The organism is Rodentibacter sp. (assembly GCF_057314195.1).
In genome coordinates this window covers 90,722-110,792 of sequence record NZ_DBHLAM010000021.1, presented here as the reverse complement: position 1 = coordinate 110,792, position 20,071 = coordinate 90,722, and the positions used below count along the sequence as shown (strand labels likewise).

At 45.4% G+C, this 20,071-nt stretch carries 19 protein-coding genes; 10 read left to right on the top strand and 9 right to left on the bottom strand.

The window, feature by feature from the left end; translation table 11 throughout:
• Positions 1-85: 85 nt before the first annotated feature.
• From ureC to purE, 7 genes are all read right to left on the bottom strand, one after another.
• On the bottom strand, positions 86-1,804 hold the full coding sequence (ureC, locus tag ACO59Y_RS02780) for an urease subunit alpha (RefSeq protein WP_486130430.1): 1,719 nt from the start codon (positions 1,802-1,804) through the stop codon (positions 86-88).
• Between the two features lie 9 nt (positions 1,805-1,813).
• Positions 1,814-2,119 (bottom strand): urease subunit beta, encoded by a 306-nt coding sequence (ureB, locus tag ACO59Y_RS02775; RefSeq protein WP_486130428.1) that lies wholly within the window; start codon positions 2,117-2,119, stop codon positions 1,814-1,816.
• A gap of 68 nt (positions 2,120-2,187) precedes the next feature.
• Complete coding sequence (gene ureA / locus ACO59Y_RS02770) at positions 2,188-2,490, bottom strand: urease subunit gamma (protein ID WP_373602761.1); 303 nt, start codon at positions 2,488-2,490, stop codon at positions 2,188-2,190.
• A 22-nt stretch (positions 2,491-2,512) separates the two neighbouring features.
• Entirely contained in the window at positions 2,513-3,412 is a 900-nt protein-coding gene (locus ACO59Y_RS02765; RefSeq protein ID WP_486130425.1) for an urea transporter, read from the bottom strand.
• Between the two features lie 223 nt (positions 3,413-3,635).
• Positions 3,636-4,826, bottom strand: coding sequence for an amino acid aminotransferase (locus tag ACO59Y_RS02760; RefSeq protein WP_486130423.1), 1,191 nt, complete (start codon positions 4,824-4,826; stop codon positions 3,636-3,638).
• Positions 4,827-4,976: 150 nt separating this feature from the next.
• The gene (gene purK / locus ACO59Y_RS02755; RefSeq protein ID WP_486130421.1) at positions 4,977-6,077 is read right to left on the bottom strand and encodes a 5-(carboxyamino)imidazole ribonucleotide synthase; all 1,101 of its coding nucleotides are present in this window, start codon (positions 6,075-6,077) and stop codon (positions 4,977-4,979) included.
• 72 nt (positions 6,078-6,149) lie between these two features.
• Entirely contained in the window at positions 6,150-6,647 is a 498-nt protein-coding gene (gene purE / locus ACO59Y_RS02750; RefSeq protein WP_486130419.1) for a 5-(carboxyamino)imidazole ribonucleotide mutase, read from the bottom strand.
• A 158-nt stretch (positions 6,648-6,805) separates the two neighbouring features.
• On the opposite strand from purE, the gene pepN reads away from it, so the two are divergent.
• From pepN to ACO59Y_RS02735, 3 genes are read left to right on the top strand one after another with little or no spacing between them, the layout of a single operon-like run.
• Positions 6,806-9,415, top strand: coding sequence for an aminopeptidase N (pepN, locus tag ACO59Y_RS02745; RefSeq protein WP_486130416.1), 2,610 nt, complete (start codon positions 6,806-6,808; stop codon positions 9,413-9,415).
• 54 nt (positions 9,416-9,469) lie between these two features.
• Positions 9,470-10,489 carry a quinone-dependent dihydroorotate dehydrogenase gene (pyrD, locus tag ACO59Y_RS02740; protein ID WP_373602755.1) on the top strand — a complete coding sequence of 340 codons (1,020 nt, stop codon included), beginning with the start codon at positions 9,470-9,472 and terminating at the stop codon, positions 10,487-10,489.
• A complete protein-coding gene (locus tag ACO59Y_RS02735; protein WP_486130414.1) occupies positions 10,489-11,313 on the top strand; it encodes a PHP domain-containing protein in 825 nt (274 codons plus the stop codon). The genes pyrD and ACO59Y_RS02735 overlap by 1 nt, the downstream gene beginning before the upstream one ends.
• 200 nt (positions 11,314-11,513) lie before the next feature.
• On the opposite strand, the gene dacB is transcribed toward ACO59Y_RS02735, so the two are convergent.
• Positions 11,514-12,953, bottom strand: coding sequence for a serine-type D-Ala-D-Ala carboxypeptidase (gene dacB / locus ACO59Y_RS02730; protein WP_486130412.1), 1,440 nt, complete (start codon positions 12,951-12,953; stop codon positions 11,514-11,516).
• A gap of 176 nt (positions 12,954-13,129) precedes the next feature.
• On the opposite strand from dacB, the gene greA reads away from it, so the two are divergent.
• Positions 13,130-13,606, top strand: coding sequence for a transcription elongation factor GreA (gene greA, locus ACO59Y_RS02725; protein WP_373602752.1), 477 nt, complete (start codon positions 13,130-13,132; stop codon positions 13,604-13,606).
• A 44-nt stretch (positions 13,607-13,650) separates the two neighbouring features.
• Here greA and yhbY read toward each other — a convergent pair whose 3' ends face one another.
• Positions 13,651-13,950, bottom strand: a complete 300-nt coding sequence (gene yhbY, locus ACO59Y_RS02720) for a ribosome assembly RNA-binding protein YhbY (protein ID WP_373602751.1) — start codon at positions 13,948-13,950, stop codon at positions 13,651-13,653.
• A gap of 140 nt (positions 13,951-14,090) precedes the next feature.
• Here yhbY and rlmE point away from each other — a divergent pair, with 140 nt between their 5' ends.
• The 6 genes from rlmE (at position 14,091) to ACO59Y_RS02690 (ending at position 20,069) form a co-directional block, all read left to right on the top strand.
• The gene (gene rlmE / locus ACO59Y_RS02715; protein ID WP_373602750.1) at positions 14,091-14,720 is read left to right on the top strand and encodes a 23S rRNA (uridine(2552)-2'-O)-methyltransferase RlmE; all 630 of its coding nucleotides are present in this window, start codon (positions 14,091-14,093) and stop codon (positions 14,718-14,720) included.
• A 90-nt stretch (positions 14,721-14,810) separates the two neighbouring features.
• Positions 14,811-16,715 carry an ATP-dependent zinc metalloprotease FtsH gene (gene ftsH / locus ACO59Y_RS02710; protein WP_373604329.1) on the top strand — a complete coding sequence of 635 codons (1,905 nt, stop codon included), beginning with the start codon at positions 14,811-14,813 and terminating at the stop codon, positions 16,713-16,715.
• A 113-nt stretch (positions 16,716-16,828) separates the two neighbouring features.
• Positions 16,829-17,656, top strand: coding sequence for a dihydropteroate synthase (folP, locus tag ACO59Y_RS02705; RefSeq protein ID WP_486130409.1), 828 nt, complete (start codon positions 16,829-16,831; stop codon positions 17,654-17,656).
• Positions 17,657-17,693: 37 nt separating this feature from the next.
• Positions 17,694-19,028, top strand: coding sequence for a phosphoglucosamine mutase (glmM, locus tag ACO59Y_RS02700; RefSeq protein ID WP_373602748.1), 1,335 nt, complete (start codon positions 17,694-17,696; stop codon positions 19,026-19,028).
• A gap of 60 nt (positions 19,029-19,088) precedes the next feature.
• Positions 19,089-19,568: a phosphohistidine phosphatase SixA gene (gene sixA, locus ACO59Y_RS02695; RefSeq protein WP_486130407.1), complete on the top strand. Its 480-nt coding sequence runs from the start codon at positions 19,089-19,091 to the stop codon at positions 19,566-19,568.
• 234 nt (positions 19,569-19,802) lie between these two features.
• Positions 19,803-20,069: a YcgL domain-containing protein gene (locus ACO59Y_RS02690; protein WP_486130405.1), complete on the top strand. Its 267-nt coding sequence runs from the start codon at positions 19,803-19,805 to the stop codon at positions 20,067-20,069.
• Positions 20,070-20,071: the final 2 nt, after the last annotated feature.

The following is a 20,071-nucleotide window of genomic DNA, read 5'->3' as shown; positions in this document are numbered from 1 at the left end:
TTACGAAAGCTCGGAGCATCACGTATCCAAATTGGATATTAAGTGATTGGTCGATTGGTCAATAATCGCAAAACAGTACCTATTGCTAGAACATAAAATACCGCTGCGCCAGTGGCACTTTTTTCGCGGGTTCACAGGTGATTAACTCGCCATCTACCTGCACTTCGTAACGCTCAGGATCGACAGTAATTTCAGGCGTAGCGTTGTTTAGCACCAAGTCTTTTTTGCCTACATTACGGCAGCCTTTAACGGCAATGAGCTCTTTTTCTAAGCCGTATTGGGCTTGAATATTCGCTTGTTTGCCGGCTTCGGAAACGAAAAACACGGCGGTTTGGGCGGTAGCTTTCCCTTGGTTACCGAACATTGGGCGGTAGAGTACTGGTTGCGGGGTTGGGATAGAGGCGTTTGGATCACCCATTTTTGAAAAACTGATGAAGCCTTTTTTGATTACGGTTTCTGGTTTTACACCGAAGAACATCGGTTTCCAGAGTACAATGTCGGCGATTTTACCCACTTCTAATGAACCAACGTGATCGGCTATACCGTGTGCAATCGCTGGGTTGATGGTGTATTTTGCAATGTAGCGTTTGATGCGGAAGTTGTCGTTGCCTTCATTGCCGAGTTTGCCGCGTTGCGCTTTCATTTTGTCGGCGGTTTGCCATGTTCGTGTTACCACCTCGCCCACGCGCCCCATGGCTTGCGAGTCAGAACTCATAATCGAGAATACGCCGATATCATGCAAAATATCTTCCGCAGCGATGGTTTCAGGGCGGATACGGCTGTCGGCGAACGCCACGTCTTCAGGCACGCGTTTATCCAAATGGTGGCAGACCATCAACATATCCAAATGCTCGTCAATCGTGTTTACCGTGAAGGGGCGAGTCGGGTTGGTGGAAGCGGGGAGTACGTTTGGATACATCGCTGCCTTGATAATGTCTGGTGCGTGTCCGCCGCCAGCACCTTCGGTGTGGAAGGTATGGATCACGCGTCCGTTAATCGCTTTCATCGTGTCTTCTAAGAAACCGCTTTCGTTCAGCGTGTCGGTGTGGATTGCCACTTGCACATCCATTTCATCGGCCACTTTTAATGCTGCATCAATTACTGCCGGCGTTGCGCCCCAGTCTTCGTGAATTTTCAAGCCCAATGCGCCTGCACGAATTTGCTCGCGCAGCGGTTCAAGGGTGGAACAGTTACCTTTGCCGAAAAAGCCGACATTCACTGGCAAGGCTTCTGCCGCTTGGAACATGCGTTGTAAGTTCCATGCTCCCGGAGTGCAAGTGGTGGCGTGGGTGCCGTCCGCCGGACCCGTGCCGCCGCCGATCATCGTAGTGATGCCGTTTTCAATGGCGTGCTGTGCCTGTTGCGGACAGATCCAATGGATATGGGTGTCAATCCCGCCCGCAGTGGCGATTAAATGTGCGCCATTATGTACTTCGGTACTCGCGCCAATAATCATATTCGGGGTTACGCCGTCCATCGTATCAGGATTACCGGCTTGACCGATGCCGACAATACGTCCGTCGCGAATACCGATGTCTGCTTTGATGATGCCGAGTTTGGCATCAATAATCATCACGTTGGTGATTGCCAAATCCAACACGCTCGGATTGTCGCGCGTTGCCGTGCCGGATTGCGCCATACCGTCACGCACGCTTTTGCCGCCGCCAAATTTACATTCGTCGCCTTTGGTCAATAAATCTTGCTCAATAGTTGCCCATAAATCAGTGTCGCCCAAACGCACGCTATCGCCCACGGTCGGCCCGTAAGTCGCCACATATTGGCTTCTTGAAATCGTTAATGCCATCATCGCCCCCTATAATTTACCGCTAATTTCATTATGGAAACCATAAATCACTTGGTTTCCGCCAAAGGCAACCAGTTCCACTGTTTTGACCTCGCCCGGTTCAAAACGCACCGCATTGCCGGACAGTACGTTTAAACGCATACCGCGCGCCAATGAGCGGTCAAATTCAAGGGCATGGTTGGTTTCAAAAAAGTGATAGTGTGAACCGACTTGGATCGGACGATCGCCCTTGTTCACCACATCAATTTTCACAGTCTTTCGCCCCGCATTGGCATGAATGTTGCCTTCGGCTAGTTTGTATTCGCCTGGGATCATATTGTTTAAATCCTTCTATTTTTAAATTTGCACGAAATGCTCTCTCTTCGCTAAGAGGGAACTTATTTTTATCTAATTGGGTTATGTACCGTTACCAACTTCGTACCATCCGGAAAGGTCGCTTCAATCTGCACTTCGTGCACCATTTCCGGCACGCCTTCCATAACATCTTCAACACTTAATAATGTTGCGCCATATTGCATTACCTCCGCCACGCTCATGCCATCGCGTGCCGCTTCTTGCAAATGGCTGGCAATGTAGGCGATGGCTTCCGGATAATTTAATTTCAGCCCGCGCGCTTTGCGTTTTGCCGCCAGTTCGCCCGCGAGGAAAAGCATCAGCTTTTCTTGTTCTCTGGATGTTAGATGCATGTTTGCCGTCCTTTTATTGATTTTACGGATTAAAAAAATTGCTGAGTTTTTGTGAACTTAAGGTACTGTGATCGACTTTATTTTTAAACCATAACATTAGCCAAGCCGCCACAATAAACCCGATAGTATAAGGGGCGAGGCCCATTTTCGCTACGCCAAATTGAATCACTACGGTCAATGCGGTGCCGGTGAGCACATAAACAAAATCTCGTAACCGTTTGCCGGCAAAGGCACACGCCAATAAAATCGCGGAAAAGCCATAGATGCCGTTTGCTAGTCGATTTGGTTCAATGTCGAACAAGCAAGTGGCAAAGAACGAGCTGAAAACAGCTGCCGTCATGCCCCACATTGCCGCCCGGGGAGAATTGATTGCGATGGCAAGAAATAGCAGCAAGCCGGTAATTAAATCGGCGCCAAAATTAACTTCCGCCCAAGCATAAAAGGGTTGCTTGATGGCATCTAGCGTTGTGGTGTGATCCGCTAAATTTGGTGTAGTTTGCGATAAACCGAACAAACCAAAGTGCGCTATACCTTGGCAAAATAGCCAACAAGTCGCAACAAAAGGAAATGTGTAAGCGGTGAGGTTTCGTTTGGTGAATTCATGCATGAGAAGCGTGGAGAGCACCGCATTGAAGGCGCCTAGCGCAAGGATTAAGGGCGATAAGCCGGTTAGTCCGAAAGTGAAGATTGTGCACATAAAAGCAAGGCTGGCGTTGAAGCCGTATAAACCTTGTTTAATTTCCTTTTGTGGATAGTGCAATAGGATAGCCGATGCGGTGCCGATGAGCGAGCCGAGTAAACAACTTAAGCCTAGCGCCCAGTGACTAAAAAACATGGCGATAGCGATGATAAGTCCCGATAAACCGTTTTCTTGTAAAAAGATTTGTCCGATTCCGACAAGGACGATTTTTATAAACCGCACAAAAATGCCTCCTAAAAAGTAATGCTTTTGAAGTTTAGGGAGATTTCATTAAAACTCAAAGTGTTTATAGTTAAAATTCTAAAGAAAGAAGATTTAATTTAGATTTTATCTAAAAATATTAATTTATTTTTAGATTCGTATTGATAACATCGTACCCTGCTAATTTTTCCTTAAAAACAAAAAGCGCATACCGAGATGCGCTTTTATGTATGTTTTGCTTAGATTAAAGCACTTTCACAATACTTTCACACAAGTAACGGATATTGTCTTCCGTAATGCCCGCCACGTTGATACGCCCGGATCGAACCGCATAAATGGCGAATTCTTCTCTGAGGCGATCGACTTGTTCCGGCGTTAAACCACTGAAGGAAAACATGCCGTTTTGTTCCATAATAAAACCGAAATCCTGTTTTGCGCCGTATTCTTTCAGAAGTTGCACAAATAAATGGCGCATTTTTTTGATACGTTCGCGCATCTCAGTCAGTTCATTTTCCCATTCTTGGCGAAGTTGCGGATCGTTTAATACGGTCGCGACCGTTGCGCCACCGTGTGATGCCGGGTTGGAGTAGAGCGTGCGGATAATGGATTTCACTTGAGTTAATGCGGTTGCAGCAATGTCTGAATTTTCCGCCACTAAAGTGAAGGCGCCGACGCGTTCGTTGTATAAACCGAAATTTTTCGAGAACGAACTGGCGACCAATAATTCTTTGTGATTGGCGGCAAATGTGCGTAAACCGACCGCGTCTTCATTTAAGCCGTTGGCTAAGCCTTGATAAGCAAAGTCGAATAAGGGCAACCAGCCGTTTTTTACGGAAAGTTCGGCCAATTGTTTCCACTGCTCCGGCGTCGGATCGATCCCTGTCGGGTTATGGCAGCAGCCGTGGAAAAGCACTACATCGCCTTCATTGGCATTGCTTAAATCGGCGATTAAGTTGTCCCAATCCAATGCTTTACGTTCGGCGTCGTAATAACGATATTCGCGAATCGTCATGCCCACCGCATTGAAAATCGCATTATGGTTCGGCCAGGTCGGCGTGCTGATCCACACATTTTGTGCTTTGGTTTGGCGTTTGATAAATTCTGCCGCAATGCGAAGTGCGCCCGTACCGCCTAAACTTTGCACGGTTCTGGCGCGATCTTGCGCAATAATTGGGCTATCTGCGCCGAAAAGAAGTGCTTTGGTGCGTTGATTGTAATCGGCGATACCATCAATGCCGAGGTAATTTTTGCTGTTTTCTTTCGCCAATAAACGCGTTTCGGCTTCTTTCACGGCGCGCATAATCGGCGTTGCGCCTTGTGCATCTTTATATATGCCGATACCTAAATTGATTTTATTTGCACGAGTTTCTGATTTGAATGCTTCGCCTAAGCCTAAAATCGGATCCGCCGGCGCGGCTTTGATATTTTCAAACATAGCGTTTTCCTTCTTTTGATGTGTGTTATGGAAATTTATTTGCTGTTCTTATACTGCAACCTTTTGCCTTTAGCAAGCAAAAACGCCGCAAAATTTAACCGCACTTTAAGGAGGTTAATCCGCCTTAAAAAAGTGCGGTTAAAAATGAATTTATTTTAATTGCTCAATTGCCCAGTTTAAGCCCGATTGATAATCGTCCGGTAATTCGCCGCGCAGTTTTTCCAATAGCCGAATCAAAATGGTTTTATCCGGATGCGTCAAATTAATATGACCGACTTTGCGCCCCGGGCGTACTTCTTTGCCGTACCAATGCAGCTGTGCGAACGGCGTGTTGAGCCATTGTGCGTTGTGTTCCGTGCCGATTAAATTGACCATCACGCTCGGCGCGAAAATTTGTAATTGCGGCGTAGGCAAATCGAGCAGAGCACGTAAATGCAATTCAAATTGGCTTATGGAACAACCGAGCAGCGTCCAGTGACCACTGTTATGCACGCGCGGCGCCAGTTCATTAATCAGCAATTGATCGCCAACCACAAAACATTCCATCGCCATCACCCCGATATAATTAAGCTTATCCATAATTTTGCCTAGCATGGCTTCCGCTTGTTTTTGCTGCGCGGGTTGTTGAGCAAACTGTTGCGTCAATGCGGTGCTCACAACGCTATAGCGCAAAATACCGTTTTGCTGCAAATTGTGCGTGACCGGATAAAAACGTTTTTCGCCGTTTTTGAAACGCGCGCCGACAATCGACACTTCGTAATCGAAGGGAATAAATTTCTCCGCAATTACTTCGCCGAAAAGCTCGTCGCTAATTTCATTTTTATTTTCATCATCGATAATCCACTGCCCGCGACCGTCATAACCGCCCGTACGGCGTTTTACTACGACTTTTTCGCCGATAGTTTGGAATACGTCCGGCCATTGATGGTTGTCTTTTAATAAACACCAAGGCGAAGTGGGAAGTATCAATTCGTCCAGCAGCGATTTTTGCGTGAGACGATCGGCTAATAAACCGAACACGTTTTGATTCACAAAATTTTTATGATTGCCGAGGAGTTCGGTTAACGGCGTTTTTTCCCAACGTTCGATCTCCGCCGTGAGCACCGCATTCGGCGGTAAATCAAACAGTGGTGCATCGAATGCCAGAGGCTCGACTTGAATATCCAACGGCGCGCCGGCGTAGCGCAACATGCGACCTAATTGACCATTGCCGAGTACGTAAACAGGGGGATAGAGAGAGGATTTTTGCATGAGGTTTCTTCTTATGAAAATGAATGAAAAAACAACCGCACTTTGAAAGTGCGGTCAGTTTTCTAAATGTTTTTAAACGCGCGGATCCGGGTTATCCAGCACCGCATTGGTTTGATTTTCGCGGAATGTCTGCAAGCGCGAACGCAATTCGCCATCCCAAGTCGCTAAAATTTGTGCCGCTAACAGACCCGCATTGGCGGCGCCCGCCGGGCCGATGGCTAGTGTGCCGACCGGAATGCCTTTCGGCATTTGCACGATGGAATACAGGCTGTCCACGCCGCTTAGCATGGAACTTTTGACCGGCACGCCCAAAACGGGGACGAGGGTTTTTGCGGCAATCATTCCCGGTAAATGCGCGGCACCGCCGGCGCCGGCAATGATGACTTTATAGCCGTTTTGCTGCGCATTTTCGGCGAACGTAAAGAGTTTGTCCGGCGTGCGGTGGGCGGAAACGATTTCCACGTGATAAGGCAGTTGAAGCGTATCTAAAATTTGCGTGGCTTCCTGCATGGTCGCCCAGTCGCTTTGGGAGCCCATAACGATGGCGATTTGTGGTTGATTGGCTGACATTGATTTGCTCTCAATATAAAGAAAAAACGGGCGTAGAATAGCATAATTTCGCTACTTTGAGCAAACGTTTGCTTCCGCTTGGGGATGGAAAATCTCATTGCAAGTTGAGTCGTAAAATTTTATTCTAGGCGCGGTTTTTTGTTAGAAAAGAGCAGATTATGTTAGCCAAGGCAAAATATAGAAAAGATTATAAACAACCTGATTTCACCGTAACGGATATTTATTTGGACTTTCAACTAGATCCAAGACATACCGTTGTCACGGCGACCACAAAATTCAAACGTTTAAATAAAAATGCGACAACCCTTCGCTTAGACGGTCATAGTTTCCAATTCGCCTCGATTAAATTTAACGGCAAACCTTTCACCGCTTATCAACAAGATGGTGAAGGTTTAACGCTTAATTTAACAGGCAAAAATGTGGACGAATTTGAGTTGGAAATTGTGACGATTCTTGTTCCTGCCGAAAATACCTCATTACAAGGTTTATACCAATCCGGCGAAGGCATTTGTACTCAATGCGAAGCGGAAGGCTTCCGTCAAATCACTTATATGCTGGATCGTCCTGACGTATTGGCGCGCTACACGACCAAAATCACGGCCGATAAAACCAAATACCCGTTTCTACTTTCCAATGGGAACCGCATTGAGACCGGTGATTTAGCCGATGGTCGTCACTGGGTGGAATGGAATGACCCGTTTCCGAAACCAAGCTATTTATTTGCTTTAGTGGCGGGCAATTTTGATTTATTGCAAGACAAATTCGTTACTCAAAGCGGCAGAGAAGTGACACTGGAACTTTATGTGGATCGTGGCAATCTCGATCGTGCCGATTGGGCGATGGAAAGTTTGAAGAAAGCGATGAAATGGGACGAAGAACGCTTCAATTTGGAATACGACTTAGACATTTATATGATTGTCGCCGTGGATTTCTTCAACATGGGCGCAATGGAAAATAAAGGCTTAAATATTTTCAACTCGAAATTTGTGCTCGCCAATCCACAAACCGCGACGGACGATGATTATCTCGCCATTGAAAGCGTCATTGCGCACGAATATTTTCATAACTGGACGGGTAACCGCGTAACTTGCCGTGACTGGTTCCAACTAAGCTTAAAAGAAGGCTTAACGGTTTTTCGTGATCAAGAATTTTCCTCCGATACAGGTTCTCGTGCGGTAAATCGTATTAACAATGTAAAATTCCTACGTACCACGCAATTTGCCGAAGATGCAGGGCCGATGGCGCACCCGATTCGTCCTGAAAAAGTGATTGAAATGAATAATTTCTATACTGTAACGGTGTATGAAAAAGGCGCGGAAGTGATTCGTATGTTGCACACCTTATTAGGTGAGCAAGGCTTCCAAAAAGGTATGGCGCTTTATATCGCCGAAAATGACGGTAAAGCGGCGACTTGCGAAGATTTTATTTCCGCAATGGAACGTGCAAACGATTTTGATTTAACCCAATTTCGCCGTTGGTACAGTCAATCCGGTACGCCGGAATTATTCATTAGCGATGCTTACGACGAACAAACGCACAGCTATCGTCTGAAGGTATCTCAATTTACACCGCCGACCGCCGATCAAATGGAAAAAGTAAATTTGCATATTCCGGTTAAAATCGCTTTGTATGCGCAAGACGGCACTAAACAAATGTTGCAATGTAATGGCGAACCGTTGAGTGAAGTATTAAACGTTACTGAAAAAGAGCAAATATTCGAATTTCACGGCATATACGGTCGTCCGATGCCTGCCTTGTTGGCGGATTTTTCCGCACCGGTGAAATTAGATTACGCTTTCACCACGGAGCAGCTTCTTGTTTTATTGAAATTTGCCGAAAATTCTTTCGTTCGATGGGATGCAGCACAAATATTATTTGTGAATGAATTACGACGTAACGTAGCGCATTTTCAACAAAACGAAGAATTTGAAATTTCTCCGCAAATTTTAGTGGCACTCTCCCAAGTGTTAGAACATTACGAAGAAAATGTTGAACTCGCTGCGTTAATTTTAACTTTACCGAGTAATCTTGAATTTGCCGAAAATTTCAAAACCATTGATCCGGACGGTATTACGGTAGCGCGTGAGTTTATGTTGCGCGCGATAGCGGAATATTTGAAAGAGCCGTTGCTCAAAACCTATAATTACATCCGCTTAGAAGACTACCGTGTCACACAGCAAGATATAGCCCTTCGTGCTATGCGTAACTTGTGTTTAAGCTATTTGGCATATACGTCACTTGGTAATAATATTGTGCAAAAACATTACAATTCTGCCGACAATATGACAGACAAGCTTGCCGCGTTGAGTGCCGCCACCAGCACCGCATTGGCTTGTCGCGATGCGTTGCTTGCCGATTTTGAGCAAAAATGGCAACACGATGGCTTGGTCATGGATAAATGGTTCGCTTTGCAAGCCACCCGACCGGACGAAAATGTATTAGAGGTTGTGAACCGTTTGATGGATCATCCAAGTTTTAATTTCAACAACCCAAATCGTTTACGTGCATTGGTGGGGAGCTTTGTTAATCGAAATCTCAAGGCTTTCCATAAAATAGGCGGTTCAGGATATCGCTTCCTAACGGATATTTTAATCAAATTAAATGACAGCAATCCGCAAGTGGCTGCGCGTTTAATTGAGCCGTTAATTCACTTTGCCCGCTACGATGCACAACGCCAAACTTTAATGAAACGTGCGTTAGAGCGATTAAGTACGGTGGAAAATCTTTCTAAAGATTTATTTGAGAAGATTGAAAAAGCGTTGCAATAAGTCAAAGGGTCACATTAGGACAGGTTTTATACCTGTCTCAAGAGATAAACAAGTATGTATCAGTTATTTCGTCAGGCGATTTTCCAAATGGATGCGGAAAAGGCGCATAATTTTACTATTCAATGTTTGAAACTGGCAGGAAAGCCTTGGTTCCAGTCGCTTTTAAAATCCTTAATCGGTACGCCGAAAGGTTCGCCAAAAACGGTGATGGGCGTGCTTTTTCCGAATCCGATCGGGTTGGCAGCGGGTGCCGATAAAGACGGTGAGGCGATTGACGGCTTTGGTGCGTTGGGGTTCGGTTTTATTGAAGTGGGCACGGTAACGCCCCTTGCGCAAGACGGCAATGCCAAACCGCGCCAGTTTCGTTTGATCGAAGCAGAAGGTATTATCAACCGCAACGGTTTCAATAATAAGGGCATTGATTATTTAGTCGAAAATGTAAAAAACGCCCGTTATAAAGGCGTAATCGGCGTTAATATCGGCAAAAATAAGCAAACGCCGTTGGAGCACGGTAAAGACGATTATATTTTTTGCTTGAATAAAGCCTATAACTACGCGGGCTATATTACCGTGAATATTTCATCGCCGAATACGCCGGATTTGCGCCGGTTGCAATACGGCGATTATTTCGATGATTTACTACAAAGCATTAAGGCGCGTCAGGCAATTTTGGCGGAGCAATATAACAAATACGTACCGATTACGGTGAAAATTGCGCCGGATTTATCGGAAAGCGAATTGGTGCAAATTGCCGATGCCTTGGTGCGTTATAAAATGGACGGCGTCATTGCGACCAATACCACTATTTCACGTGACACTGTCGCGGGATTAAACAATGCCGAGCAACAAGGCGGCTTAAGCGGCAAGCCGTTACAACACAAAAGCACAGCGGTTATCAAGCGTTTGCACAAAGAATTGAAGGGGCAGATTCCAATTATCGGCAGTGGTGGCATCGACGGCGTGTCAAACGCGCAAGAAAAAATTGCCGCGGGAGCCGAGCTATTGCAAGTGTATTCCGGCTTAATTTATCAAGGCCCGAAATTGGTCAAAGAATTAGTAAACGCAATTAAATAATGACGAAAAAATACGATTTACATTGCCACAGCACCGCATCGGACGGCGTACTTTCACCGCGAGAAGTGGTGCTGCGTGCATTTGAACAGGGCGTCAATGTGCTGGCGTTATGCGATCACGATACCGTTGCGGGTATTGATGAGGCTAAACAAACTGCCGATGAAATTGGCATAGCGCTGATTAGTGGTGTAGAAATCTCGACAGATTGGGAAGGGCGTGGCATTCATATTGTTGGACTGAATTTCGATAAAATGCATCCGAAAATGCTCGCCCTTTTGGAAAACCAAAAAATACTACGCGAAAAAAGGGCGTTAGAAATTGGTGCAAAATTGGAAAAAGTGGGTATTTCTAATGCCTATGAAGGCGCCAAAACCCTTGCAGATGGCGAAGTTACGCGCGCTCATTATGCCCGATATTTGGTACAAATCGGCAAAGTTTCAAATGACGGCCAGGCATTTAAACGCTATTTAGGACCGGGCAAATCCGCTTTCGTGAAAGCTGAATGGACGAATATTCCCACGACTATCGAAACTATTCATGCCGCCGGAGGAATAGCGGTTATTGCCCATCCGTTACGTTATAACATGACGGGAAAGTGGGTGCGCCGACTAATGGCGGATTTTAAAACCTGGGGCGGTGACGGTGTGGAAATAGCGGATTGCGGTCAAACGAAGGACCAACGCCAGATATTGGCGCGTTGGGCGAATGAATTTGATTTGTTGGGTTCTGTCGGATCGGATTTTCATTTCCCTTGCGGTTGGGTGGAATTAGGCAAGAATTTGGCATTGCCGGAAGGTGTAAAACCTGTTTGGGCAGGATTTTGATGTTTTTTTTCTAAACTCATATGGCATTGCCCGATGAATGAATCATTTTTATTTTGTTTTGGCGCGGACTAAGCCGCTTTTCCTGTTACGGTTAAATTCGAATACCGGCCTGAAAACGGAAGGTAAAAATAGCACCGCATTGAAAGCTTGTGGGAGAAGGCTTCAATGCGGTGCTATTTTAATAAGTCATTTTTAGACGTTTAGTCTTTGTAGAGCGCGTTATAAAGTGCGCTTTCAAATTGTACTAACGGGCCGCGTTTCGTTTTGCTTTCGAGTTCACCGGTAGAGTAGCCGTTAATAAATTGAACGAAAGCGACTTTTTCACCTCGGGCGTTGTTCATAAAACCGGCTAAGTTATATACGCCTTTCAGCGAACCGGTTTTAGCGATAACGTTTTTTACTAACGGCGGATTAATTAAACCGCCACGACCGCTGATGGTACCGTCCACTCCGGCGATGGGAAAGGTTTCCATTAAATGAAGTTTGTCTTCGTTGCGGGCGATGTATTCCAGCACGGCAAGCATGGTTTTCGGCGCAACAAGATTGTGGCGCGAAAGGCCGGAGCCGTCGGCTAAGATGCTGTTGCCGAATTTGATGCCTTGTTTTTGTAATATGGATTTTACTGCGAGGGTGCCGAGTTGGAAGGAGGCGGGGCGTTTGTAGTAATGGTAGGCGACTGCGCGGAATAGCGAGTCGGCGATTTGATTATCGGATTTTTTCATCATTTTTTTCAGTAAATCCGGTAGCGGTTTGGAAAAATGTTGCACGAGCAATTGACCTTGCTGCATTTTTTGCGGTTGCAAAACTTTGCCATTAAATTCAATGCCAAGACGTTTTAATTGACGTTGAATAATGGCCGCGGCATAAGCATCGGGATCTTGCACGGCAAAGCTTAAGCCAAAGGGTTTGGTTTGACGCGCTAAACAGCCTTTTACTTGGTAGCGATTATTGTCGTGCACCACCACATCCAATTGGCAATAAGGCGCTTCGTTGCTATCCGCGATATAAACTTGCCCGAACACTTGAATGGGGAATTGCGCCGGTACATTAATTTTAACAGTTTCACCCGGTGCTTGATTGGCATCAAGTTCTGCGTAGAAACAGTTGTTATCGATATTGGCGGCGGAAGGCGGTGAGTTGAAACACATCGTGAGATCATTCCAAATCCAACCTAAGCCACGGTCGTGACTGGAGAAAACCGATGTATCTAACACTAAATCGCCGTTAATTTTATTCACGCCTTGTTTTTTCAATTCGGCGAGTAAGTCGTAAAGTTGTCCGCTAGTGAGATCGGGATCGCCGGTAAAGCGGACGATTAAGTTGCCATCCAAATCACCGTTTTGGATTTTTCCATTAGTGAGTAATGCAGTATCGAATTTGAATTCGTCGCCTAATACTAATTTTGCCGCCACGGCGGTAAATACTTTTTGGGTACTTGCCGGCAACATAAAGGTGGAACCATTGTAATCAGCGACAATTTTATTTTGATCGATATTTTTTGCGATAACTGCAGTGCTGGCGCCTTCCGGCAAATTCGCGATCAAGGGGGCGACGTTCACTTCTGCGACGGCGTTAAAAGAAAGGCCAAAGGAAATAAAAAGGGTACGAAATAGGGTTGAAATTAAAGGTAATCGAGTCATATTTGCGGGTTTTGGTTGCTATTTTTTTTTAGGCGAACAATAATAGCCACCGAACGAATGAGTGTAAACCTGATTTACCCATTTTATCGATTTTGTTTAACACTTTAGTGGACTGCGGCAAAATTCTCGGATTTTGCCGTGGTTTTCTTTTTGACTAAATTTTAAGGAAACAGGCTATGAAACAAATCCCGATGACCGTTCGTGGTGCTGAATTGTTAAGAAAGGAATTAGATTTTTTGAAAAATGTACGTCGTCCGGAAATTATTAAGGCCATTGCGGAAGCCCGTGAACACGGTGATTTAAAGGAAAACGCGGAATATCACGCAGCACGCGAGCAACAAGGTTTCTGTGAAGGACGTATTCAAGAAATTGAAGGTAAACTCGGTAATGCGCAAGTAATTGATGTGACTAGGTTACCAAATAACGGCAAGGTGATTTTCGGTGCAACGGTGGTTTTAGTGAATACCGATACTGATGATGAGGTGACTTATCAAATCGTGGGAGATGACGAAGCGGATATTAAGGCCGGCTTAATTTCGGTGAATTCGCCGATTGCACGCGGTTTGATCGGAAAAGAACTGGATGATACCGTGAATATCGTTACACCGGGCGGCACGGTGGAATTTGAAATTATTGAAGTGAATTACGAATAGTTAAACGGTAGGGGCGCATGTATTTGCCCCTACAACGATAATGATTATTTACGCGGAAGCTGAATTTTAGCCTCTTCGCTCGGGCGATAAAGGACCAAAATATGGCCGATGGTTTGCACCTTTGAGGCTTTTGTTTCACGTACAATTGCATTGATAATTAATTGTTTGGTTTCGCGCTCGGCACCGGCGATTTTTATTTTGATAAGTTCATGATAATCAAGCGCATTGTCAATTTCGGCCAACACGCCTTCGGTCAAACCGTTGTTGCCGAGCATAACCACCGGATTAAGATGGTGCGCAAGGCCTTTAAGAAATTGTTTTTGTTTGGTTGATAAGGTTGTCATAAGGAATCCTATAGCAATAAATAATGAGGAGCTATCAATGCGGTGCTTTCCGCACTTTTAAACTCCTCAGGTCTTGAATTCGGCAGATTGTATCCAAATATAGGCGAAACTACTACAAAAATGATATAAAAACAGAAATTATGGGAAAGAAAAAACGTTCGGCGAGTTCTTCTCGCTGGCTAAATGAACATTTTAAAGATCCGTTTGTGCAGAAAGCTCATAAACAAAAACTGCGTTCGCGTGCTTATTTTAAGCTTGATGAAATTCAACAAACGGATCATTTATTTAAGCCGGGTATGACGGTGGTTGATCTCGGTGCTGCGCCGGGTGGTTGGTCGCAATATGCGGTGAGCCAAATCGGCGGTAAGGGCAGAGTGATTGCTTGCGATATTTTAGAAATGGATCCGATAGTCGGGGTGGATTTTTTACAGGGCGACTTTCGTGATGAGAAAGTATTGAATGCCTTGTTAGAGCGCGTCGGTAAAGACAAAGTGGATGCGGTGCTGTCCGATATGGCACCGAATTTCAGCGGAATGCCGTCGGTAGATATTCCGCGAGCGATGTATTTGGTGGAACTCGCCTTGGATATGTGCAAACAAGTGTTGGCAAGCAAAGGCAGTTTTGTGGTAAAGGTATTCCAAGGTGAAGGTTTTGACGAATATTTAAAAGAGATACGCGCTCTTTTTAATATCGTGAAAGTCCGTAAACCAGAAGCGTCGCGCGGGCGTTCGCGTGAAGTTTATATTGTGGCGATGGGGTATAAAGGCTAATCGCTCCGATAGCTTTTCAGCGTTGGCAATATATAGTATCTTGTGTCGAATTTATTAACTTAAGGAAAGGCAGGTTAAACTTTGAACGATATGGTCAAAAATTTAGTCCTTTGGATTGTGGTTGCGGTCGTCATGATGACAGCATACCAAAGCTTCAACGGCTCTTCGGCAGAGAGTTCTACCGATTATACGACTTTTGTTTATGACGTAAGTAATGGTCAGGTAAGAGAAGCGCGTTTTGATACGAACGAAATTACGGTAACCAAAAATGACGGTTCTAAATATATGACCGTTATGCCACCGTTGGAAGATAAGAAATTATTAGATGACTTACTTAGCAAGAAAGTTAAAGTGGAAGGCACACCCTTTGAGAAACGCAGTTTCCTTTCACAAATCTTAATTTCTTGGTTCCCGATGCTATTCCTTGTAGGCGTTTGGATTTTCTTTATGCGCCAAATGCAGGGCGGTGGCGGGAAAGCCATGAGCTTTGGTAAAAGCCGTGCGAAAATGCTTAATCAAGATCAGATTAAAGTGACTTTTGCCGATGTGGCAGGTTGTGACGAAGCGAAAGAAGAAGTGGGCGAAGTAGTTGATTTCTTACGCGATCCGAATAAATTTCAAAATTTAGGCGGTAAAATTCCAAAAGGAATTTTAATGGTGGGACCTCCGGGGACCGGTAAAACCTTGCTTGCCAAAGCCATTGCCGGCGAAGCGAAAGTGCCGTTCTTTACCATTTCCGGTTCCGATTTCGTTGAAATGTTCGTTGGTGTCGGGGCGTCCCGCGTGCGTGATATGTTCGAACAGGCGAAGAAAAACGCGCCTTGCTTGATTTTTATTGATGAAATCGATGCGGTGGGACGTCAACGCGGTGCCGGTTTAGGCGGTGGTCATGATGAACGCGAACAAACCCTAAATCAGATGTTGGTGGAAATGGATGGGTTTGGTGGCAATGATGGCGTCATCGTTATTGCGGCGACCAACCGTCCGGATGTGCTTGATCCGGCATTAACCCGACCGGGACGTTTTGACCGCCAAGTAGTTGTAGGCTTGCCGGATGTACGAGGACGCGAGCAAATTTTAAAAGTTCATATGCGTAAAGTACCGGTAGCCGATGATGTTGATGCGATGACATTGGCGCGCGGTACGCCGGGCTATTCCGGTGCAGATTTGGCAAACTTGGTGAACGAAGCGGCGTTGTTTGCTGCACGTATGAACAAACGTACTGTCGGGATGCTTGAGTTTGAAAAAGCGAAAGACAAAATCAATATGGGGCCGGAGCGCCGCACCATGATCATGACCGACAAGCAAAAAGAATCCACTGCTTATCACGAGGCCGGTCATGCGATCGTCGGTTATTTGGTGCCGGAACATGATCCGGTGCATAAAGTAACGATCATTCCACGCGGTCGTGCTTTAGGTGTTACTTTTTTCTTGCCGGAAGGCGATCAAATCAGCATTAGCCAAAAACAGTTGGAAAGCAAACTTTCTACGCTATATGCGGGGCGTTTGGCGGAGGAGTTGATTTACGGTGAAGAAAATATTTCTACCGGTGCGTCTAACGATATTAAAGTGGCGACTAATATTGCCCGTAATATGGTGACGCAATGGGGCTTCTCCGACAAACTCGGGCCGATTCTTTATTCCGAAGATGAAGGCGAGGTGTTCTTAGGGCGTTCCATGGCGAAAGCCAAACATATGTCTGATGAAACCGCTCATGTGATTGACGAAGAAGTTCGTGCGATTGTGAATCGCAATTATCAACGTGCGAAACAGCTGCTTATCGACAATATGGATATCTTACACGCGATGAAAGATGCGTTGGTAAAATATGAAACTATTGAAGAAGCGCAAATCAAGCAATTGATGAAGCGTGAGCCGGTGACTCCACCGTCAGGTTGGGAAGAACCGAAAACGTCGCAAGCGGCTTATGCAAGCACAACAACTGAAATAAAATCAGAAGAAACGCCGCTTGAAAATTCAAAAGATTCCGAATAATCAAACAAAGCCTTTCCAAACGGAAAGGCTTTATTTTTTCTTATTGTTTTTTTCCCTCCTTGATTTCGTTATAATTCCGCACCTCAAATTCACCTTAGAAAATCACCGTTTTTATGAAAATTTACGCCAATGGCAAATGTCTGGACTTATCCGCACCTCAAATTATGGGAATTTTAAATTTCACCCCTGATTCATTTTCGGACAGTGGGCGATTTTTTCGTCTCGACAAAGCGCTTTTCCAAGCGGAAAAAATGCTTAATGAGGGTGCTGCAATTATTGATATTGGCGGCGAATCTACTCGTCCTATGGCGGAAGAGGTCTCCGAGCAAGAAGAATTGCAGCGTGTCGTGCCTTTAGTGGAAGCGGTGCGCCAGCGTTTTGATTGTTGGATTTCGGTAGATTCTTCCAAAGCCCTTGTGATGCGCGAAGCGGCAAAAGTCGGTATGGATTTAATTAATGATATTCGTGCATTGCAACAACCGAATTCCTTGCAAGCCGTCGCAGAGCTTGGCTTGCCTGTTTGCATTATGCATATGCAAGGCCAACCGCGCACCATGCAAGCAAATCCAAAATATACGGATGTCGTGCAAGATGTGTTGGCATTTTTGCGGAACCGTTCGGCAGAATGCATTGCGGCAGGTGTACGTAAAGAAAATTTAATTTGGGACGTAGGCTTCGGATTTGGTAAAACCGTGCAACACAATTATCAATTATTGCAGCGATTAACCACTTTTTGTGAAGACGGTTATCCACTATTGGTAGGATTATCGCGTAAATCAATGATTGGTGCGGTGCTGGATAAACCGGTTGAAGAACGTCTTATCGGCAGTGCGGTTGGCGCGTTAATTGCGGCACAAAACGGTGCGAGAATTTTGCGCGTGCATGATGTGGCGGCTACGGCGGACGCGCTTAAAGTTTGGCAGGCAACAATAAATGCTTAATTATTTAGAAAAGAGAAGAAATTAAAGGAATTTCATTATGGCAAATCGCAAATATTTCGGTACTGACGGCGTACGCGGTAAAGTCGGCAGTTATCCCATCACACCTGATTTCGCGCTTAAACTCGGCTGGGCAGCGGGCAAAGTGTTAGCTTCGCAAGGATCAAAAACCGTGTTAATCGGAAAAGATACGCGTATTTCCGGTTATATGTTGGAATCCGCATTGGAAGCAGGGTTAGCTGCAGCAGGGTTATCCGCGGCATTCACCGGCCCGATGCCGACACCAGCCATTGCTTATTTAACCCGTACTTTTCGAGCAGAGGCAGGCATTGTGATTTCTGCTTCGCATAATCCTTATTACGACAACGGAATTAAGTTCTTTTCTGCACAAGGCACAAAGTTGCCGGATGAAATCGAAGAAGCAATTGAAAGCATGCTTGAACAACCGATGGATTGCGTTGAGTCGGCAGAGCTGGGGAAAGCCAGCCGCATTAATGACGCGGCAGGACGTTATATCGAATTTTGTAAAAGCACTTTTCCGGCACATTTAGGCTTGGAAGGTTATAAAATCGTGGTAGATTGCGCAAATGGTGCTACTTATCATATCGCACCGAATGTATTGCGCGAATTAGGCGCGGATGTTATCGAAATTGGCTGTGAACCGAACGGTGTGAATATCAATGAACGATGCGGTGCGACCGATGTACGTGCATTGCAAGAAAAAGTATTGGAAACCAAAGCGGATCTCGGCTTGGCCTACGATGGCGACGGCGACCGCATTATGATGGTGGATCACCTCGGCAACAAAGTGGATGGTGACCAAATTCTCTTCATCATTGCCCGTGAAGCTTTGCGATCCGGTCAATTAAAAGGTGGTGTAGTCGGCACCTTAATGAGCAATATGAGCCTTGAAATCGCGCTTAAAATGCTTGGTGTGCCTTTTCTCCGCGCGAATGTAGGCGATCGTTATGTGCTTGAAAAAATGCAGGAAAACGATTGGACCTTGGGAGGGGAAAATTCCGGCCATATCATTATTTCCGATAAAAATACCACCGGCGATGGTATTGTCGCCTCCCTAGCCGTGTTAGCGGCGATGGCAAAACATAAACTTTCGTTAAACGAATTGGCCGGCGCGGTGAAATTATTCCCACAAGTATTAATTAACGTGCGTTTTGCCGGCGGTGCGAATCCACTTGACAGCAATGCGGTGAAAGTGGCGGCGGCCGATGCGGAAAAACGTTTGGCCGGTAAAGGCCGAATTTTGTTGCGCAAATCCGGTACTGAACCGTTGATTCGCGTAATGGTGGAATGCCAAGACGGCGAATTAGCGCAACAATGCGCGGAACAAATCGCCGAAGCCGTAAAAGCAAATTAATACATTTTGACCGCATCTTTAAGGTGCGGTCGATTTTTTGGTTAAAGTTAGGAAAGCTACGTGAAAATTTTTATTATGCGTCACGGTGAAGCCGAAGTAATGGCGAAAACGGACAAAGCGCGTCGTTTAACGGAATACGGTAAAAAACAAGCCTTTACGCAAGGGCTTTGGCTTGCGAAGCAGTTAAACGCGACCGCATTGGAACGCGTGTTGGTCAGCCCTTATCAGCGGGCGCAGGAAACCTTCGAGCAAGTTAATCGCGCTTTTGCCGGCGAACTCTCGTCGCTACAAGAAATTTGGGAAGGTATTACGCCTTACGGCAACGCAGAATCGGTGGCGGATTATCTTTCCGTATTGGAAAACGAGGGAATGAAAAATATTTTGCTCATTTCTCATTTGCCTTTAGTCGGCGAGATCGTCGCCGAGCTTTACGGCAAGCGTAATCCAATTAGTTTTTATCCGGCGACGCTCGCGCAAATCAATTATAAAGACGGAAAGGGTGAAATTTTAAATTATCACTACCCGACGGAGATATTGTAAATCGATACGCAATAATGGCGAAAATGCACAAAATACTCTGAGGCGGCAAGCGGTTTTGGCTTGCTCTTGGCGTCGAATTTGAACTTGCTAAATAGCACCGCATTGGAAGCCGCTCCAATGCGGTGCTATTTTGATACTTCGATAGACGCGCTAATGCACAGTAGTTTTAGTTTTTAGCGTAATATCGGCGAATTTTTATAACGAACAGTAGAGATGTTGAAAAGGGAAAACAAAATGTTGTGTAGTATTTATAAAAGTCCCAAAAAACCGGGAAATTATCTTTATGTGCCGATGCGTGATGATTTTTCCGCCGTGCCGGATGCATTACTAAGCCATTTCGGTAAACCCGAATTGCTTATGATGTTTAATCTTGCCGGCAATAAACCGCTTCACAATGCCGATAAAGCGGAAGTTTGCAAGAAACTTGAGGCACAAGGGTTTTATTTACAAGTGCCTAAGCAAGACGACGGATTATTTAATAGTTTGAGTGAGATCAAATAATC

What these genes read in the sequence shown, in the direction of transcription:
- ureC (WP_486130430.1), bottom strand. Translation starts at nt 1,804, where the DNA reads ATGGCATTAACGATTTCAAGAAGCCAATATGTGGCGACTTACGGGCCG.
- ureB (WP_486130428.1), bottom strand. Translation starts at nt 2,119, where the DNA reads ATGATCCCAGGCGAATACAAACTAGCCGAAGGCAACATTCATGCCAAT.
- ureA (WP_373602761.1), bottom strand. Translation starts at nt 2,490, where the DNA reads ATGCATCTAACATCCAGAGAACAAGAAAAGCTGATGCTTTTCCTCGCG.
- ACO59Y_RS02760 (WP_486130423.1), bottom strand. Translation starts at nt 4,826, where the DNA reads ATGTTTGAAAATATCAAAGCCGCGCCGGCGGATCCGATTTTAGGCTTA.
- purK (WP_486130421.1), bottom strand. Translation starts at nt 6,077, where the DNA reads ATGCAAAAATCCTCTCTCTATCCCCCTGTTTACGTACTCGGCAATGGT.
- purE (WP_486130419.1), bottom strand. Translation starts at nt 6,647, where the DNA reads ATGTCAGCCAATCAACCACAAATCGCCATCGTTATGGGCTCCCAAAGC.
- pepN (WP_486130416.1), top strand. Translation starts at nt 6,806, where the DNA reads ATGTTAGCCAAGGCAAAATATAGAAAAGATTATAAACAACCTGATTTC.
- pyrD (WP_373602755.1), top strand. Translation starts at nt 9,470, where the DNA reads ATGTATCAGTTATTTCGTCAGGCGATTTTCCAAATGGATGCGGAAAAG.
- ACO59Y_RS02735 (WP_486130414.1), top strand. Translation starts at nt 10,489, where the DNA reads ATGACGAAAAAATACGATTTACATTGCCACAGCACCGCATCGGACGGC.
- dacB (WP_486130412.1), bottom strand. Translation starts at nt 12,953, where the DNA reads ATGACTCGATTACCTTTAATTTCAACCCTATTTCGTACCCTTTTTATT.
- greA (WP_373602752.1), top strand. Translation starts at nt 13,130, where the DNA reads ATGAAACAAATCCCGATGACCGTTCGTGGTGCTGAATTGTTAAGAAAG.
- yhbY (WP_373602751.1), bottom strand. Translation starts at nt 13,950, where the DNA reads ATGACAACCTTATCAACCAAACAAAAACAATTTCTTAAAGGCCTTGCG.
- rlmE (WP_373602750.1), top strand. Translation starts at nt 14,091, where the DNA reads ATGGGAAAGAAAAAACGTTCGGCGAGTTCTTCTCGCTGGCTAAATGAA.
- ftsH (WP_373604329.1), top strand. Translation starts at nt 14,811, where the DNA reads ATGGTCAAAAATTTAGTCCTTTGGATTGTGGTTGCGGTCGTCATGATG.
- folP (WP_486130409.1), top strand. Translation starts at nt 16,829, where the DNA reads ATGAAAATTTACGCCAATGGCAAATGTCTGGACTTATCCGCACCTCAA.
- glmM (WP_373602748.1), top strand. Translation starts at nt 17,694, where the DNA reads ATGGCAAATCGCAAATATTTCGGTACTGACGGCGTACGCGGTAAAGTC.
- ACO59Y_RS02690 (WP_486130405.1), top strand. Translation starts at nt 19,803, where the DNA reads ATGTTGTGTAGTATTTATAAAAGTCCCAAAAAACCGGGAAATTATCTT.